The organism is Cellvibrio polysaccharolyticus, assembly GCF_015182315.1.
Classification (GTDB): domain Bacteria; phylum Pseudomonadota; class Gammaproteobacteria; order Pseudomonadales; family Cellvibrionaceae; genus Cellvibrio; species Cellvibrio polysaccharolyticus.
Map to the genome: position 1 here is coordinate 3,402,499 of NZ_PRDL01000001.1, position 16,231 is coordinate 3,418,729.

The 16,231-nt window shown below is 53.9% G+C and carries 14 protein-coding genes and 1 other RNA gene; 6 read left to right on the top strand and 9 right to left on the bottom strand.

Annotation, left to right across the window (positions count from 1 at the left end):
* Positions 1-41: 41 nt before the first annotated feature.
* From mraY to rnpB, 8 genes are all read right to left on the bottom strand, one after another.
* Complete coding sequence (mraY, locus tag C4F51_RS14370) at positions 42-1,124, bottom strand: phospho-N-acetylmuramoyl-pentapeptide-transferase (RefSeq protein ID WP_193910958.1); 1,083 nt, start codon at positions 1,122-1,124, stop codon at positions 42-44.
* Complete coding sequence (locus C4F51_RS14375) at positions 1,124-2,512, bottom strand: UDP-N-acetylmuramoyl-tripeptide--D-alanyl-D-alanine ligase (RefSeq protein WP_193910960.1); 1,389 nt, start codon at positions 2,510-2,512, stop codon at positions 1,124-1,126. The genes mraY and C4F51_RS14375 overlap by 1 nt, the downstream gene beginning before the upstream one ends.
* Positions 2,509-4,089: a UDP-N-acetylmuramoyl-L-alanyl-D-glutamate--2,6-diaminopimelate ligase gene (locus C4F51_RS14380; RefSeq protein ID WP_193910962.1), complete on the bottom strand. Its 1,581-nt coding sequence runs from the start codon at positions 4,087-4,089 to the stop codon at positions 2,509-2,511. The genes C4F51_RS14375 and C4F51_RS14380 overlap by 4 nt, the downstream gene beginning before the upstream one ends.
* Positions 4,086-5,840 carry a peptidoglycan D,D-transpeptidase FtsI family protein gene (locus C4F51_RS14385; RefSeq protein WP_193910964.1) on the bottom strand — a complete coding sequence of 585 codons (1,755 nt, stop codon included), beginning with the start codon at positions 5,838-5,840 and terminating at the stop codon, positions 4,086-4,088. Before C4F51_RS14385 ends, C4F51_RS14380 begins: the two co-directional genes overlap by 4 nt.
* Positions 5,833-6,144 carry a cell division protein FtsL gene (gene ftsL / locus C4F51_RS14390; protein ID WP_193910966.1) on the bottom strand — a complete coding sequence of 104 codons (312 nt, stop codon included), beginning with the start codon at positions 6,142-6,144 and terminating at the stop codon, positions 5,833-5,835. Before ftsL ends, C4F51_RS14385 begins: the two co-directional genes overlap by 8 nt.
* Positions 6,145-6,177: 33 nt before the next feature.
* Positions 6,178-7,107 (bottom strand): 16S rRNA (cytosine(1402)-N(4))-methyltransferase RsmH, encoded by a 930-nt coding sequence (gene rsmH, locus C4F51_RS14395; protein WP_193910968.1) that lies wholly within the window; start codon positions 7,105-7,107, stop codon positions 6,178-6,180.
* 9 nt (positions 7,108-7,116) lie between these two features.
* Positions 7,117-7,557, bottom strand: a complete 441-nt coding sequence (gene mraZ / locus C4F51_RS14400; protein ID WP_193910970.1) for a division/cell wall cluster transcriptional repressor MraZ — start codon at positions 7,555-7,557, stop codon at positions 7,117-7,119.
* Between the two features lie 512 nt (positions 7,558-8,069).
* Positions 8,070-8,463, bottom strand: an RNA gene (gene rnpB, locus C4F51_RS14405) — RNase P RNA component class A.
* 172 nt (positions 8,464-8,635) lie between these two features.
* Here rnpB and C4F51_RS14410 point away from each other — a divergent pair.
* Positions 8,636-11,017 carry a TonB-dependent receptor gene (locus C4F51_RS14410; protein WP_193910972.1) on the top strand — a complete coding sequence of 794 codons (2,382 nt, stop codon included), beginning with the start codon at positions 8,636-8,638 and terminating at the stop codon, positions 11,015-11,017.
* A gap of 13 nt (positions 11,018-11,030) precedes the next feature.
* Here the strand turns inward: C4F51_RS14410 and rsmI are convergent, their stop codons facing one another.
* Positions 11,031-11,894 carry a 16S rRNA (cytidine(1402)-2'-O)-methyltransferase gene (gene rsmI, locus C4F51_RS14415; RefSeq protein ID WP_193910974.1) on the bottom strand — a complete coding sequence of 288 codons (864 nt, stop codon included), beginning with the start codon at positions 11,892-11,894 and terminating at the stop codon, positions 11,031-11,033.
* Between the two features lie 69 nt (positions 11,895-11,963).
* Here rsmI and C4F51_RS14420 point away from each other — a divergent pair, with 69 nt between their 5' ends.
* The 5 genes from C4F51_RS14420 to C4F51_RS14440 all read left to right on the top strand — a co-directional run bounded on the left by C4F51_RS14420 (position 11,964) and on the right by C4F51_RS14440 (position 16,223).
* A complete protein-coding gene (locus C4F51_RS14420) occupies positions 11,964-13,919 on the top strand; it encodes a penicillin-binding protein activator (protein ID WP_235992342.1) in 1,956 nt (651 codons plus the stop codon).
* 8 nt (positions 13,920-13,927) lie between these two features.
* Positions 13,928-14,302, top strand: coding sequence for a YraN family protein (locus tag C4F51_RS14425; RefSeq protein ID WP_193910976.1), 375 nt, complete (start codon positions 13,928-13,930; stop codon positions 14,300-14,302).
* Positions 14,303-14,448: 146 nt separating this feature from the next.
* A complete protein-coding gene (locus C4F51_RS14430) occupies positions 14,449-15,039 on the top strand; it encodes an SIS domain-containing protein (protein ID WP_193910978.1) in 591 nt (196 codons plus the stop codon).
* Complete coding sequence (locus C4F51_RS14435) at positions 15,036-15,611, top strand: BON domain-containing protein (protein ID WP_193910981.1); 576 nt, start codon at positions 15,036-15,038, stop codon at positions 15,609-15,611. The genes C4F51_RS14430 and C4F51_RS14435 overlap by 4 nt, the downstream gene beginning before the upstream one ends.
* A 15-nt stretch (positions 15,612-15,626) precedes the next feature.
* Entirely contained in the window at positions 15,627-16,223 is a 597-nt protein-coding gene (locus C4F51_RS14440) for a LemA family protein (protein WP_193910983.1), read from the top strand.
* Positions 16,224-16,231: the final 8 nt, after the last annotated feature.

Genomic DNA, 16,231 nt, shown 5'->3' on the forward strand with positions numbered 1-16,231 from the left:
GTATAAAGACAGTTGTCAGTTATGCTGCTGCAATCAATTTATTAACGCAGCTTCAGGGTTGCCAGGCCGATCAGCACCAGCACCACAGTAATAATCCAGAAACGCACAATCACCCGCGGCTCCGGCCAACCTTTCAGTTCAAAGTGATGATGAATGGGCGCCATTCGGAAAATACGTCGACCGGTCAGCTTGAAGGACGCCACCTGCAAGATGACCGAAATGGTTTCCATCACAAAAATACCGCCCATAATGAAGAGCACGATTTCGTGACGAATAATCACGGCAATCACCCCCAGCGCCGCGCCCAGCGCCAGCGCGCCAACGTCGCCCATAAATACTTGCGCGGGATAGGTGTTGAACCAGAGAAAGCCCAGCCCGGCACCGATCAGTGCACAACAAAAAACCACCAGTTCACCGGCACCGGCGACATAAGCAATTTGTAAGTACTGGGCGAATTTCACGTTGCCACAGAGGTACGCGATCAAACCCAGCGCCGCCGCCACCATCACCGTTGGCATAATGGCCAGGCCGTCGAGGCCGTCGGTAAGATTCACCGCGTTGCTGGTGCCGACAATCACGAAGTAGGTAAATACGATGTAAAAAATGCCGAGATCAATCGCAACATTTTTGAAGAACGGAATAAACAATTGTGTTTCAACCGCACTGGAGGCGGTCATAAACAAAAAGGTTGCCGCACCGATACCGGCGATGGACTGCCAGAAGTATTTCCAGCGCGCCGGCAAGCCGCGGCTGTCACGCTTGGCGACCTTGCGGTAATCATCCACCCAGCCAACTGCACCGAATACCGCCGTTACCACCATCACCACCCACACATAGCGGTTGCTTAAATCAGCCCATAACAGTGTGCTGATAAAAATGGCTGACAGGATCAACGCACCGCCCATGGTTGGTGTGCCGGATTTACTCAGATGCGATTGCGGACCATCGGTGCGGATGGATTGGCCAATACGCATTTCATTCAAACGACGAATAACCCAGGGTCCCATTAACAGGGATATGCCCAGCGCGGTCAGCACACCGAGGATGGCTCGCAAGCTCAGGTATTGGAACACCGCCAAACTGCGCATATGTTCCTGTAAATAATCGGCCAGCCAATACAACATCAGTGCAGCTCTCCACAGGCTTCAGGGTTGGAACTCAGAGCAGCGGCGATAATATCGGTGCGCGCACTGCGAGAGCCTTTGATTAAAAATACCGTTTGCTCATCGGCAAACGCTTTCAGGTCGTGAATCAATTGTTGTTGATTCGGGTAATGCTTCCCGTGTGCGCCAGCGGCCAGGCTGGTAAACCGGCTGACGTCGCCCTGGGAAAAAACATAATCAATCTGCTGCTTGAGCGCATGCTCACCCACTTCCGCATGCAGTCGCTCTGCCTCGGAACCCAGCTCGCCCATATCGCCCAGCACCAGAACGCGCTTACCCGGTTGCAATGCCAGCGCATCAATAGCGGCTTTTACCGAACCGGGGTTGGCGTTGTAGCTGTCATCAATAACGGTGCAACCCTGAATGCCTTTTCGCATCACCATACGGCCAGCAACCGGTGTAAAAGCAGCTAGCCCGGACGCAATTAACGCGATATCCGCACCGACAGTTACTGCTGCCAGCGCCGCTACAATGGCATTGCGAACATGATGAAGACCCGGCAGATTCAACTGGATGGCAATGACCTGCTGCTGCAAACACAACTCAAAGCGGGAATAGTTGGCGAACAATTGCACATTGCGTGCATAAGCATCGGCTTCGGTGTTTTCCAAGGCAAAGGTCAGAAATTTCTGCCCCTGCAAACTATTAATCCACTGCTGCGCGTAAGGCTCATCAAGATTGATCAGCGCTACGCCATCGGTGGCGAGCCCCTGATAAATTTCACCTTTGGAGGTGGCAACACCGTCCAGCGAACCAAAACCCTGAATATGCGCGGGCATAACATTGTTGATAAACGTTAGCGTCGGCTTTGCGAGTTCACACAAATACGCAATTTCACCGGCGCCACTGGTACCCATTTCGATAACGGCATACTGATGATCTGCCTGCAAACGCAACAAGGTCAGCGGCACACCGATGTGATTATTCAGGTTGCCCTGAGTCGCCAGTACCGAGCCGGCCTGCGCGAGAATTTGAGCAATCATTGCCCGCACGGAGGTTTTTCCGCTGCTGCCGGTAATACCAATCACCGGGCCGGAAAATGCCTGGCGGTTCAGCGCGGCAATAGCGCCCAGAGCCAACAAGGTGTCGTTAACAATAAATTGCGGTACCGCCAGCGCAGCTGTTTCATGATCTACCACCACCGCCACCGCACCTTGCTCAATAGCGGTCGTTAAATGATCGTGACCATCAAACCGCTCACCGCGCAAAGCAACAAAAATTTGCCCTTCACTCAAGGTGCGGGTATCTGTGGAAAATTGGTCAGCGAGCGCATCGCCACCCACCAGACGTGCCACCAGTGATGCAGGCAGTTGTGAAATCAATTCGGATAAAAGTAATGGAGTAATCATGCAGATTCTCCATTGGCTGCGGCATCAAGACGGGCAAGACGGCGCTGCAACGACAGGCGCGCCTGTTTTACATCGCTGAATGGCAGAGTTTGATCCGCAAAAATCTGATAATCCTCGTGACCTTTACCGGCGATCAAAACAATGTCGCCCTCACGGGCTTGCTGCACAGCAAGGTCAATCGCTTGCGCACGGTCGGCAATTACCAGGCAAGCATGTGCGTTGTGCATACCGCGCAAAATTTCCGCGGCAATGGCTGATGGCTCTTCGCTGCGCGGGTTGTCGTTGGTGACAATGACATAATCGCTCAAGCGCTCGGCGATACGCCCCATCATCGGGCGTTTGTTTTTATCGCGGTTACCACCGCAACCAAACACCGTCCAGATTTTTGCAGCGCTGTGCTCGCGCAATGCCTGCAAGGTATTTTCCAGGGCGTCCGGCGTGTGGGCGTAATCAACAATGACAGAGATCGGCTGATGTTGCTGTTCCAGCGCGACCACTTGCATACGACCAGGCGCAGCAACCAGCAGCGGCAGCGCACTCAGCACTTGTGCCAGCGCAATACCTTCGCAACAGGCCACACCGATGACCGACAGCACATTGCTCAAATTGAAACGGCCAATCAGCGCGCACTCCAACCGCCCTTCGCCCCAGGGCGTAACCACCTGACCACTGACACCCGAGGTGCTGCAGGCAACATCTTTTATATAAATATCGGCGCTGCCATCACTGATCGAATAGCGGTAAAGCTTGACGGAGGCGGGGGCGATATCGCCCAGTGTTTTCGCCCAGTCGTCATCTGAATTGACCAGCGCATAACCGAGTTTTGGCGCGAACAACAATTGTTCTTTGGCTTTGCCATAACTGGCCATGTCACCATGAAAATCCAGATGATCGCGGGTGAGGTTGGTAAATACCGCGCCGGAGAATTCCACCGCAGCAACACGCCCCAACACCAGGCTGTGGGAAGAAACTTCCATGGCAACACGGGCTGCCGGCATATCTGCCGCCAACTGAGCCAGAATACGCTGTGTACTGACGGCATCCGGCGTCGTAAAGCCGGTGGCCTGCAAAGCATTCAGCTGTTGCGCGAGCGGCGCCAGCGTTTGACTATTGAGCACACCAAAACCGATAGTTCCGATTACCCCGGCCTGCTTATCGAGCAGGGCGAAGAGTTGTGCCAGCAGCAAGCTGCAGGTGGTTTTACCGTTGGTACCGGTAATGCCAATAACACGAAGCAAGGCAGAAGGCGTCTGATAAAAACGGGCCGCAATCGCGCTTATTTGTTGCGGTAAATTGTCCAGCGCAATTACCGGAACATTATTGAGCCAGCGAATGCCCTGCCACTGTTCATCGGCGTCTACCAGCACCGCAGCAGCGCCGCGTTCTATAGCCTGATGAATGTATTGGCGGCCATCGCTGGCAGCACCGGCAACCGCAATAAAAAGATCATCATGGGTAATGGTACGGCTGTCGAGTGACAGTCCTTTAACCACAATCCCCGCTGCCTTTTGCAAATCGACGTCGGGCAACAGGGAGTTCAGTGATTGAACCAGCAGTAATTTTTCAGCAGTCATCATGATACCGGTTTCCCCTTGGCAGGCTTGGAAACCATATTCTCCGGCTTGACAGTTTCTTCGTTTTTTCTGGGCGGAACCTGCAACATACGCAAGGCGCCTTCAGTCACTTTGGAAAAAACCGGAGCAGCGGCGAGGCCGCCAGCATATTTTTCGCGCTTGGGTTCATCAATAACAACCACGGCAACAATCCGTGGATCTTCAGCAGGCGCCATACCGGCAAAAGAGGCCATGTAACGATTTTCATCGTAGCCCTGCGGGCCTACTTTGCGCACCGTGCCGGTTTTACCGGCAACAGAATAAGACACCGCACGGGCGCGACTACCGGTACCTTCGGTACTGGCCACACGTTTGAGCATGTCGGTAATTTCGTTGGTCAGGTCGGTGCTGACGACTTGTTCGGCTTCCTGCACCTGATCTACCCGCAACAGGGAAACCGGACGCTTGTAACCACCACTGGCGATAACGCCGTAAGCCTGCGCCATTTGCAATACGGAAACATTCATACCGTAGCCGAAAGACAAGGTAGCCCGCTGGATAGGACGCCATCTTTTAAAAGAAGGCAGCATGCCAGCGGTTTCACCTGGAAAGCCGGTGCCGATGGCCTGGCCAAGCCCGAGGCGCGCATACATGTTACGAATGATGTCCGGCTCCAGCTCCAGTGCCAGCTTGGTCATGCCCACCTGGCTGGATTTGGCAATAACCTTGGAAAGGTCCATCACGCCGTAATTGATCGGATCGCGCAGGGTTTTGGTGCCGACACGGATATAACCAGGGCTGGTGTTGATCAGATCATCCGATTTGAAGCGACCGGTTTCCAGCGCCGCCATCACCGCAATCGGCTTGACGGTAGAACCGGGTTCGTAGTTATCGGTAATGGCACGGTTGCGCAAACCGGCACCACGGGAGTGGCTGCGATCGTTAGGGTTGTACGACGGCCAGTTGGCCATCGCCAGCACTTCGCCGGTATCCACATCCAGAATAACGAGAGAACCGGCGATAGCGCCGGTGTCTTCTACTGCCAGTTTCAGCTCGCGATAAGCGAGGTATTGCAAGCGAAGATCAATACTGAGTGTGAGGTTCTGGCCGGAGCGGGCAGATTTGATCAGTTGCACTTCTTTGACGGTGCGCCCTCGCAAATCCTTGAGCACCTGCTTGGCACCGTTCTCGCCAGACAACCAGGCGTCGTAAGCGAGTTCCATGCCTTCCTGACCACGGTCATCAATGTCGGTCATGCCAACCAGATGTGCGGTTACGTCACCTGCCGGGTAATAACGACGGTATTCGGTTTGGCCGTAAACGCCAGGAATGTCGAGAGCCAGAATACCTTCCGCAGTTTGCGGCGGAACGTGACGCAGCAGATACATAAATTCTTTGGTGCCGAAGCGGCCCAAGCGGGATTCAAGATCAGCCTTGCTCAGATTCAATGCCTGGGCGAGTTCAGCCCAGCGGTTCGGTGCCTGTAACAGCACCTGCGGATTGGCCCACAAAGAAATGACCGGCGTGCTCACCGCCAGCGGTGAGCCATTACGATCGGTGATTACACCGCGATAGGCAGTAATGGATTCGGTACGCAGGGTGCGCGACTGCCCCTGATCCTGCAGAAACACATAGCCTTTATCGTTAGGCAGTACCTGAAGGTTGGCGAGGTGCCAGACCAATGTGAGTGACAGCAACACCATCACCACAGCCACGGCGTAAAAACGCCAGCGGGCAACTTTGAGGGGGGATGAATTGCTGTTGAGGTTATTCATTGCCGGTCACCATAATAATGTGATCAGCAGTTGCCGGGATCATATTCAGTTTACTGGTGGCAATCGCCTCGACACGGCTGTAAGCCGCCCAGGTACTTTGCTCCAGCAGATATTGGCCCCATTCGATTTGCAAGGCCGATGCTTCGCGGCGCTGGGTTTCCAGCGTGTGCACCAGCTTGCGCACTTCATGGGTTGAAGCCACCACGCCCAGCGCGGAAACCACAATCAACACCCACAAAAAAACAATACAGGCCAACGCCAGTGGCGTTACCGATGTATTGAATTTGCGTGAGAGTGCGCCCATAACCAATCCGAAAAAAGTGAAGAATCAAAATATTTAGATTTTTTCTGCAATGCGCATAATCGCACTGCGTGAACGAACGTTACCGCTAACTTCTCCATCACCGGCTTTTACCGGTTTGCCGCAGCTGCGCAAACGTTTGTTCAATTGATCTTCCCGAACCGGCAAACCACGGGGCACCTGATCACCCTGTTCCTGCCGGCGAATAAAGCGCTTCACCAGACGGTCTTCCAGAGAGTGGAAGCTGATCACCACCAGACGCCCACCCGGTGCCAACACATTTACCGCTTGCTCAAGCACTGCTTCGAGATCGCCCAGTTCGTTGTTAATGTGAATACGAACAGCCTGAAACGCGCGTGTTGCCGGGTGCTTTCCTTTTTCCCAGGCCGGGTTGGCCTCGCGAATCACCGAGGCAAAATGCCCGGTGCGTTCAAACGGCTTTTTTTGCCGCTCGGCCAAAACGGCTCTGGCCATACGCTTGGCAAAACGCTCTTCGCCGTATTCCTTTAATACCCAGGCGATGTCGGCCTCGTCGGCGCTGTTGATCCATTCGGCGGCGCTTTGACCACGGGTTTGATCCATGCGCATATCCAGCGGGCCGTCCTGTTGAAAGCTGAAGCCGCGTTCGGCTTCATCCAATTGAGGAGAGGACACCCCCAGATCAAGCAACACGCCCTGCACTTTGCCCAGCAAACCGCGATCGGTAATTTCCTGCTGCAAGGCGGCAAAGGATTCATGAGCAATAGCAAAACGGGAGTCGTCCGAAAACCGTTGATGCGCTACTTCAATTGCTGCTACATCTTTATCAAACGCCAGCAATTTTCCGTCTGCTTGCAAACGCTGCAAAATCAACCCGGAGTGACCGCCGCGGCCAAAGGTGCCATCAACGTAAAAACCGGAATGATCTGTCAGTAATGCATCAACCGCTTCATCGAGAAGCACTGTGATATGGGGTTGGTTATTCACCGGAATCTCCTAGAGTGTCAGCGCAAGTAATTCAGCCGGGATTTCGTCATCCGCCGACTCGTCCAGTAAGGCGAGCCAGGAATCCTCACTCCACAATTCCAGTTTTTTCCCCTGCCCGACCAGCATCACTTTCTTTTCCATTCGGGCGTAATCACGGAGAGTAGCCGGCACGAGAACCCGGCCATTGGCATCAATATCGAGTTGCGTGGCATAACCGATGGTGATGCGTTTCACTCGCTGAGCCTGTTTATTGAAACTGGGTAATGCTTCGATTTGTGGCAACAAACGCAGCCATTCAGGCTCCGGATAAACCAGCAAACAACGGTCACTGGTATGTGCGGTAATAACCAGACGCCCACCACAGCTTTCCGCCAACTCATCTCTTATACGAGTCGGTATCGCCATGCGACCTTTCGGGTCCATGCTGATGGAATGGCTGCCAGTAAACACGTTTGATTATTTTTCCGTCTGAATTTCCACAAAAAACCACTATTACCCACTTTTTCCCACTGTTGCACACTATAAATCCAGGCAGGGCAAAGTCAAGCGAACAAAGGCGCGAAAATACGCATGAATAAAGGCTTGGCGGGGAGGTTGCTGTATATAAAATCAGGGGTTTTCAAGGAAGGGGATGCAGCCGAAAACTGAAATTCTCACGCCTTTCAAACAAATAAACGCAACACTTAATGTATTACATTAAGTTTGAAATTATTTGGAACCAAAAGATAAAATTTATAGAGGAAAGAAATATAACCAAAAAGCAGGTGTTAAGCGCATCACAGTTTTTGCGAGACGCCGATAATGCTATCTCAAAGCGGGCCGCGCAGCCAATAATTTTTTACTGCAAAATCACTGCGATTGCGCCAAATCAATCTAATCGCACCTTCAGCAAAACGCAAGTCAGCCATTGTATGAAACTGTAGAACGAAAAATCCCGGGCCTTGTGGGCCCGGGATCAGGATAAGTGGAGTTGGCCGGTAAGCCGGGTTCTGTCGTGGACAATCATTCATCTGGGACAAGCGTCACCACTTGCCTCAAGCAACCTACCCGAACCCGATGCGGGCCGCACCAATGGGTTCCTATTTGGTCTTGCTCCGAGCGGGGTTTACCATGCCGCAAACTGTTACCAGTTGCGCGGTGCGCTCTTACCGCACCCTTTCACCCTTACCGGCTTCGGTTTGCCGAAGCACCTGAAGCTTAGGCGGTCTGCTCTCTGCTGCACTTTCCGTAGGCTCACACCTCCCAGGCGTTACCTGGCGCTCTGCCCTATGGAGCCCGGACTTTCCTCCCGCATGCACCGGATAATACGCAAGCGAATTACCCCGTTAACACCCGAGCGATTGTCTAGCCAACTCCGGCGTGCACAGTAATCGCACAGATCGCAAAGCGCAAGGTAATTTTCCCCCGGCGACAGCCCGCAAGCCGCCCGCGCCAGACGACAAAGTCAGACAGTCTTTTCCCGGAGAAAACATCCGTATAGGATGCAACACAGCGATACCATAACAAGGATAAATCCCGGAAGATTTTCATGAAGACCGCCCGATCTGCACTTTACCTCGCCCTTTTGGCCACGCTCTCGCCATCGCTGCTGGCCAGCACGGCACACCCGATGCTGGAAGAAGTTTACGTAACCGCCCAGAAGCGGCAACAAACGGCACGCGAGGTGCCTGTTTCCTTGCAAGCCATCAGCGGTGAACAATTAAACAGCCGACACCTTACCGGCATTGAACAGATGAGCGACTACCTGCCCGGGCTCAGCATGTCACAGACCGGCATAGGTACACATATTGCGATTCGCGGTATTGCCTCGGGCGTTAACCAGGGGTTTGAGCAATCGGCGGCGCAATTTGTAGATGGCATTCATTTTGGCCGCGCCCAGTTATCCCGTGCACCACTGCTGGACGTTGAACGCGTTGAAGTATTGAAAGGGCCGCAAAGTATTCTCTTCGGAAAAAATAGCACCGCTGGCGCGATCAGCATAACAACCGCCAAACCCGGCGAAAACCGCGAGGGCGAGCTGCGGGTGCTGCACGAGCCGGAGCATGGCGAAACCGATGTCCGCTTTGTGGTGAGCGGCCCGATAAGCGACAACCTCTCTGCGCGGTTTGCTGCGCTGGATCGCCGCATGGATGGTTATTACCACAACACCACGCTGGATCGCGATGAAAGCGGCGATATCGAACAGCTCTACCGCCTGTCGCTCAACTGGACACCGAACGATTGGCAAATTTTTCTTAAAGCCGAAAAAGGCCGGTTTGATAGCGAGGGTCGCAATATCGAAGTGGTACAGCCGGTGCTCAACCCGCACGTCGGCCGCCCTCCGGTGCAGTACGCCAGCGTGCTGAGCGCGCTCACCCAGGGGAATTATCAACTGGATACCCGGCAGGATTTCAAGCGGCAATCCAATGGCGATTTCAGCTATAACGACACTGAAAATATCACCCTGAATATTGAAAAAATGCTCGGCGAATATTTACTCAGTGCCACCACCGGTTTTAACGCTTACCGCTATCACGAATGGTGCGATTGTGATTTTACCGGCGCGCAAGGGTTTAATATTGTATCCAACGAAAACTACCGGCAGACCAGCCAGGAAATACGGATAGCCTCGGCAGAAGATCAGCCGTTCAGTTATCTCGGCGGCATTTTTTATCAACACAGCACACTGGATTTTCATGACGATGTGCAGGTGCCTGTCGATAGCGTTATTCCAATAGCAATGATGGGCACATTGCCCATTGCGCACCTGTTAGCCGGTGCATCAACGCAACGAAATTTTGATCAGCAAAGCGACATAGCCGCCCTGTTTGGCCAGGCGACCTGGCAATTTCAGCCGCACAGCAAACTCATTATCGGCGCGCGCTATACGCAGGAATCCAAGTCGGCGTCCCGCCATCAATACCACATGGACGAGGATGGCCATCCGTTACCGCAAGGCGGTGTGGCCGATGACTACAACCGCCTGTGGAGCATTTTTAAAATTGACCCGCACCAGATAAAAGGCAAGCGCAACGAGTCGGGCTTTACGCCGTTGATCACCTTGCAGCACGATTTGAACACTACCGATCGACTCTATCTGAGCTATACCACCGGCTATAAATCCGGCGGTTTTGATGTGCGCTCCAACGCGGCGCCCAACGCCCTGGGCGGCGTTTACAACGGCCCTTCTCCGCTGACCAATATCGAAGGCACCTGGGAATTTGGCGAGGAAAAAGTCAGAAATTACGAATGGGGCGGAAAGTTTGTTTTTGCCGATGGTGCAGCTGATATGAATATCGCGCTGTTCCGCTCGGAGTTTCGCGATCTGCAAACCAGCCAGTTTGATGGCAGCCTGAGTTTTAATGTCGCCAATGCTGGCGAGGCGGTGGTACAAGGTGTTGAACTGGAAACCCGCTATGCGCTAACCGAGCGCTGGATGCTGCACGGTGCGTTAACCTGGCTGGATTTTGAATACCGGCATTTCCCCAACGGACAATGTTATTTTGGCCAGCCCGATAATATCGCGCCCTTCGGTGATGGCGTCTGTGACGCGACCGGTTTGCGCAAGGAGTTCACGCCGGAGTATCAGGGTTATGCCGGTATCGATTATCAACGCGAGCTGAACAACGGCTGGCGCTTCAGCCATTCGCTTGATCTGATCTACAGCGACCGCTATTTCACCACGCCCTCACTGGACCCACGCATGGTGCAGAGCGCCTACGTCAAGCTGAATGCCCGTATCGCGCTGGCCGCAGCCGATGACCGCTGGGAACTGGCGCTGATTGGCAAGAACCTTACCAGCGAAAGGGTTATTCGCTACGCCAACGGCTTGCCGGTTGCCAATATTCTGACCCAGGGCACCGGCAGCGGTTTTTACGCATTTTACGAGCGCCCGGCGAGTGTCGCCTTGCAGGGGACGATACGTTTTTAGTGATGCGCCGGGCTTATTTATCCAGATCCAGCGCCCATTGATACAGTACGTTTTTTCGCGCGCCGGTCAGTTTGGCAGCCAGAGCGGCGGCCTGTTTGACGGGCAACTCTTCCAGCAAAATGCGCATGGTGCGCTCTGCTTCAGCATCCAGCGCCTGCTCGGCGCGATGCGGCGCACCGTGCACCAGCAATACGATTTCACCCCGGGACTGGTTGCTGTCGGCGGCAATCCATGCTGCCAGCTCGGCAGCCGGTGCACTTTTTATCGTTTCGAAGGTTTTGGTGAGTTCGCGGGCCATTACCACTTCGCGGTCTGCGCCCATGATGCTGGCGATATCCTGTACGCATTCCAACACCCGATGGGGCGCTTCATAAAAAATCAGGGTGCGGGGTTCCTGCTGCAGCAACTCCAGCGCTTTTTGTCGCGCCAGCGGTTTGGCCGGTAAAAAGCCTTCAAAGGCAAAACGATCCGATGGCAACCCGGAAGCGCAAAGCGCAGCAACCATCGCGCAGGCGCCAGGCACCGGCACAACGTTGATGCCTTGCAACCGCGCCTCACGCACCAGCCTGTAGCCAGGGTCAGAGATTAACGGCGTTCCGGCATCGGAAATCAATGCTACGCTGTCTCCTTGCAAAAGACGCTGTATCAGGGTCGCGGTGCGCTGCTCATCGCTGTGGTCGTGGTAAGCCTGGGCTGGCGTGCGGATATCAAAATGGGATAACAAACGCGAGCTGTGGCGGGTATCTTCCGCCGCAATAACGGCTACCGTTTGTAGTGTTTCTACCGCTCGCGGTACCATATCCGCCAAATTCCCAATGGGTGTAGCAACAATGTAGAGCGTGCCGCTTTCGCTGGCAGCCGGGTTGGTATGGCTCATCGGTGATTATCTCTTCAATACAGGCAAGGCTCTGTCGTCTGACAGGCCAATACGGGAAACAGGAAAATTATGAAACAGGCTGGTCATCACTCACAGCAGTCAATGGTTACCGGACAGTTTACCCGTAATCTCTCCTCCCGGCAGACACAAAGCGCAACCGGCATGCGCGCGCGCGCCATAACCGGCGGCCTGCTTGCCTCACTGCTGGCATTTATTCTGGCAGGTTGCGGCAGCACACCACCCAAAGCGACCACGACAACACCAGCCGCGGCGACCAGCACCCAGGCAACCACAGCGCAACAACTGCTGGCACAGGCGGCAAAAGTCCAATCGCCCGAGAAAGAAAAACTGATTTTGCAAGCGGCCGGCCTGTACCTGAAAAGAGGCGACTACAACCGCACCCGCAATGCGCTGGCAGAAATTCAACAACAAGCCGATTTGCCCGATGACCAGTTTATTGAACACGTCCGCCTGTTGGGGCGCGTTGCTATTCACGATGATTCCTGGATTCTGGCGCACGGCATTTTAACGTCCGAGCGTCTGGAGCAACAATGGCCGCATCTGGAGCCGGAAACAGAAGCCGATTTGCGCGAACAGCGCGCCCAGGTGTTCGTGCGCACCGGTGATATACAGGCCAGCCTTGAAGAGCGTATCAAACTCGCCGCGCTGCTCACCGACCCGCAAGCCGCCAGCCAGAATCGCGAAACCCTGTGGCGCACCATGATGACCATGCCTGCCGACGAGCTGCAAACTCTGGCCAGACGCCATCACCGCCGCGACGTACTCGCGGGCTGGTACAACCTCGCCGCCCTCGGCAAAAATGAACAAACCGACTTGCAAGGCCAGCAAGCGGCGCTGGAACGCTGGCAAGCCGATTGGCCACGTCACCCGGCCAGCCTCGATTTGCCTGCCGATTTAAAAATTCTTCGCCAGTTAATCGATAACCAGCCGCGCAAAATTGCCTTGCTGTTACCCACCAGCGGCCGCCTGGCCAAAGCCGGTGAAGCGGTTCGCGATGGTTTCTTTGCAGCTTATTATCGCAACCTCGATGAGCAAAACCTCGCACCGGAAATTCTGCAATACGACAGCAGCGGCGATATTTTACAAGCGTGGCAACAGGCAGTTGATGATGGTGCCGAGCTGATTATTGGCCCACTGGATAAAGAAAAGGTTGCCGAGCTGTCTTTGTTGCCATCACTTGCCGTACCGGTGCTAACCCTGAATTACACCGACACTCAGGAAGGCGTAACGCCGGACAATTTTTATCAATTTGGCCTGGCGGTTGAAGACGAAGCCAGACAAGTCGCTCGCCAGGCGTATATGGAAGGCCATCGCTACGCGTCCATTCTGGTACCTGCGCAAGAGTGGACCGAACGCAGCGCTCGCGCCTTCAACGATGAGTGGCAAGCGCTGGGTGGAAAAGTGGTGAATTACAGCACTTTCCGCGCAGGCACCGATTATTCCAACACCATCAAAGATGCCATGCTGGTAGAGCAGAGCAAAGAGCGCACCCGCGATTTGCGCCGCGTTTTCGGCAATGATTTGCAAAGCCAGATCAGACGCCGCAACGATATTGATATGATTTTTCTGGTAGCGGACCCAAGCCAGGCTCGCCAGATCAAACCGACTCTGGCATTTCACTACGCGGGCAATATTCCGGTGTATTCAACCAGCCAGATTTATTCCGGCGTTGAAGACGCAAAAGCTGATCGCGACTTGAATGGTGTGCGTTTCAATACCTTGCCCTGGCTGTTCGACAACAATAATCCGGACAAAAAACAAATCGACAACAACGCACAATCATCACCCGTATACAGCCGGCTACATGCGCTGGGTGCCGATGCATTTCGCTTGTACCCTCGCCTGCCACAGTTGGCACAAGTGCCAGGCATGCGTATTTACGGTGCTACCGGCGCCTTGCAATTACTGGAAAACGGCCGTGTAGAGCGCGAGCAGATCTGGGCGCGCTTTCGTAACGGCATTGCCCAACCACTGCCCACCGTGGTGGTCGCTCAGGGAGATTAAAAAAAGCTATGTTTTTTTCGTCGAAGGATCGCACCAAACTGCAAGGAGCGCAGGCAGAAACTCAAGCTGAGCAATTCCTCCAACAACAGGGGCTTGTGCTGCAACAAAAGAATTTCCGCTGCAAAGCGGGTGAGATTGATCTGATCATGCGCGATCAACACTATCTGGTGTTTGTCGAGGTAAGGCTGCGCAGCAATCGCCAATTTTCATCCGCGGCAGAAAGCGTTACCTGGCAAAAGCAGCAAAAAATTGTCCGCACCGCGCAAATATACCTGCTCAAACACAACCTGCTCGACAAGGCCCGCTGCCGCTTCGACGTGGTTACCTTTGACCGGTTGAGCGGTCACCCCCAATGGATCAAAGACGCGTTTGGCGGGGCCTGACAGCAAAGCGCTGTGCCATGTCGCCAGAGCGCTGGTAAAAATACTGTAATCACTGCACCATTATCATCTTTCAGAGTCACAGATTCTGTTCACAATTTCGGCCCCGGTTATTGCCAAACCGGCATTACGACAGACAGGCGTCAATTATGGATCAACGGGTTATCACGCTTTTTCATGAAAGCATCGAAGCCAAAATGCAAGCTGGCGAAGAACTCGCGCCGCTTATTGCCCACGCCAGCCAGGCGATTGTTAACGCATTGCTGAACGACAAAAAAATATTAACCTGCGGTAACGGCATCAGCGCCGCACAGGCGCAAATTTTTACCGCCTGCCTGCTGGACCGTTTTGAACATGAGCGCCCCAGCCTGCCCGCCCTGAGCCTGGGTACCGACCTGACCACGCAAACCGCCATCAGCGCCGACTACAGTTTTAACGATGTGTACGCCAGACAAATTCGCGCCATCGGCCAGCCGGGCGATCTGCTGGTGTTACTGAGCAGTGACGGCAACAACAGCAACCTGCTGCAAGCCATCAGTGCCGCCCACGAAAAAGATATTCAAATTATCGCGCTTACCGGCAGAGACGGTGGCGATGCAGCCTTGTTGCTGGACAGCCGGGATATCGAGTTACGCGCTGCACTGAACAGCCGCCCTCGCATCCACGAAGTCCATTTGCTCACTTTGTTTTGCCTTTGCGACCTTATAGAACAACAGCTATTCGGAGGATTCGAGTCATGAGCCGTACCGCTGCATTTTTCTGGCCACTGCTAGGCGCACTGCTGCTGAGCGGTTGCACGGCCTTGATTGATGTAACCACCAGCGAACCACTGCAAGTTGATCCGGGCAAAAGAACCACCGGCGCCCGTATTGATGATGGCAATATTGAGCGAGTCGCTGCCGTTAATCTGCGCAAAGCCCATGCCGGTATTCTCAACGGCAATGTGCACGTCAACAGCTTCAATGCGGTGGTACTGTTAACCGGCCAGGTAGCCAATGAAGAACTGCGCGCACTGGCGGGTGATACAGTTAACAAAATCCATACCGTTCGTCAGGTTCATAACGAAATTCAAATTGGTAACAATGCCAGCATCGGCGATATCAATTACGATACCTGGCTGACTACCAAGGTGAAGGGCAAGCTGTTGGCGCGAGGCGATATTGAAGGTCGCCGTGTCAGAGTAGTCACCGAGGCAAAAACGGTATATCTGATGGGGCTGGTAAGCCGGGATGAAGCCGAACGCATTACCGACGTTACCCGCTCTACCGGCGGTGTGCGTCAGGTTGTACGGGTTTTTGAATACATTGACTAATAAAGGAAGATAAATATGTTAGGCACAATTATTACTTTAGCCATTATTGCCGCTCTTGTTTTTTACATTATCGGCATCTACAACCAACTGGTTACCCTGAAAAATCGCTACGAAAATGCTTTTGCCCAGATTGAAGTTCAGTTGAAGCGTCGTTATGACCTCATCCCCAATCTGGTTGAAACCGCCAAAGCCTATTTGTCCCACGAACGCGAAACCCTTGAAGCGGTGATCAACGCTCGTAACCAGGCCGCTGCCGGTTTGCAAAATGCCGCCGCACACCCTGGCGATGCCCAGGCCATGGCGCAACTGGCCAGCGCAGAAAATTTGCTGGGCAGCGCGCTGGGTAAATTGAACGTGGTTGTGGAAGCCTATCCGGATTTGAAAGCATCGCAAAATATGATGCAAGTGTCAGAAGAACTGACCTCTACCGAAAACAAGGTTGCGTTTGCACGCCAGGCGTTTAACGATGGCGTAACCGCTTACAACACTTACAAGCAAACCTTCCCACCGGTGATTGTGGCCGGCGTTTTTGGTCACGCGAAAGATGCCAGCTTGCTTGAGTTTGCCGACAGCGCTGAAATTCAGGCTGCACCGAAAGTATCATTCAAGTAACTTGCCGC

What these genes read in the sequence shown, in the direction of transcription:
- mraY (WP_193910958.1), bottom strand. Translation starts at nt 1,124, where the DNA reads ATGTTGTATTGGCTGGCCGATTATTTACAGGAACATATGCGCAGTTTG.
- C4F51_RS14375 (WP_193910960.1), bottom strand. Translation starts at nt 2,512, where the DNA reads ATGATTACTCCATTACTTTTATCCGAATTGATTTCACAACTGCCTGCA.
- C4F51_RS14380 (WP_193910962.1), bottom strand. Translation starts at nt 4,089, where the DNA reads ATGATGACTGCTGAAAAATTACTGCTGGTTCAATCACTGAACTCCCTG.
- C4F51_RS14385 (WP_193910964.1), bottom strand. Translation starts at nt 5,840, where the DNA reads ATGAATAACCTCAACAGCAATTCATCCCCCCTCAAAGTTGCCCGCTGG.
- ftsL (WP_193910966.1), bottom strand. Translation starts at nt 6,144, where the DNA reads ATGGGCGCACTCTCACGCAAATTCAATACATCGGTAACGCCACTGGCG.
- C4F51_RS14410 (WP_193910972.1), top strand. Translation starts at nt 8,636, where the DNA reads ATGAAGACCGCCCGATCTGCACTTTACCTCGCCCTTTTGGCCACGCTC.
- rsmI (WP_193910974.1), bottom strand. Translation starts at nt 11,894, where the DNA reads ATGAGCCATACCAACCCGGCTGCCAGCGAAAGCGGCACGCTCTACATT.
- C4F51_RS14420 (WP_235992342.1), top strand. Translation starts at nt 11,964, where the DNA reads ATGAAACAGGCTGGTCATCACTCACAGCAGTCAATGGTTACCGGACAG.
- C4F51_RS14425 (WP_193910976.1), top strand. Translation starts at nt 13,928, where the DNA reads ATGTTTTTTTCGTCGAAGGATCGCACCAAACTGCAAGGAGCGCAGGCA.
- C4F51_RS14430 (WP_193910978.1), top strand. Translation starts at nt 14,449, where the DNA reads ATGGATCAACGGGTTATCACGCTTTTTCATGAAAGCATCGAAGCCAAA.
- C4F51_RS14435 (WP_193910981.1), top strand. Translation starts at nt 15,036, where the DNA reads ATGAGCCGTACCGCTGCATTTTTCTGGCCACTGCTAGGCGCACTGCTG.
- C4F51_RS14440 (WP_193910983.1), top strand. Translation starts at nt 15,627, where the DNA reads ATGTTAGGCACAATTATTACTTTAGCCATTATTGCCGCTCTTGTTTTT.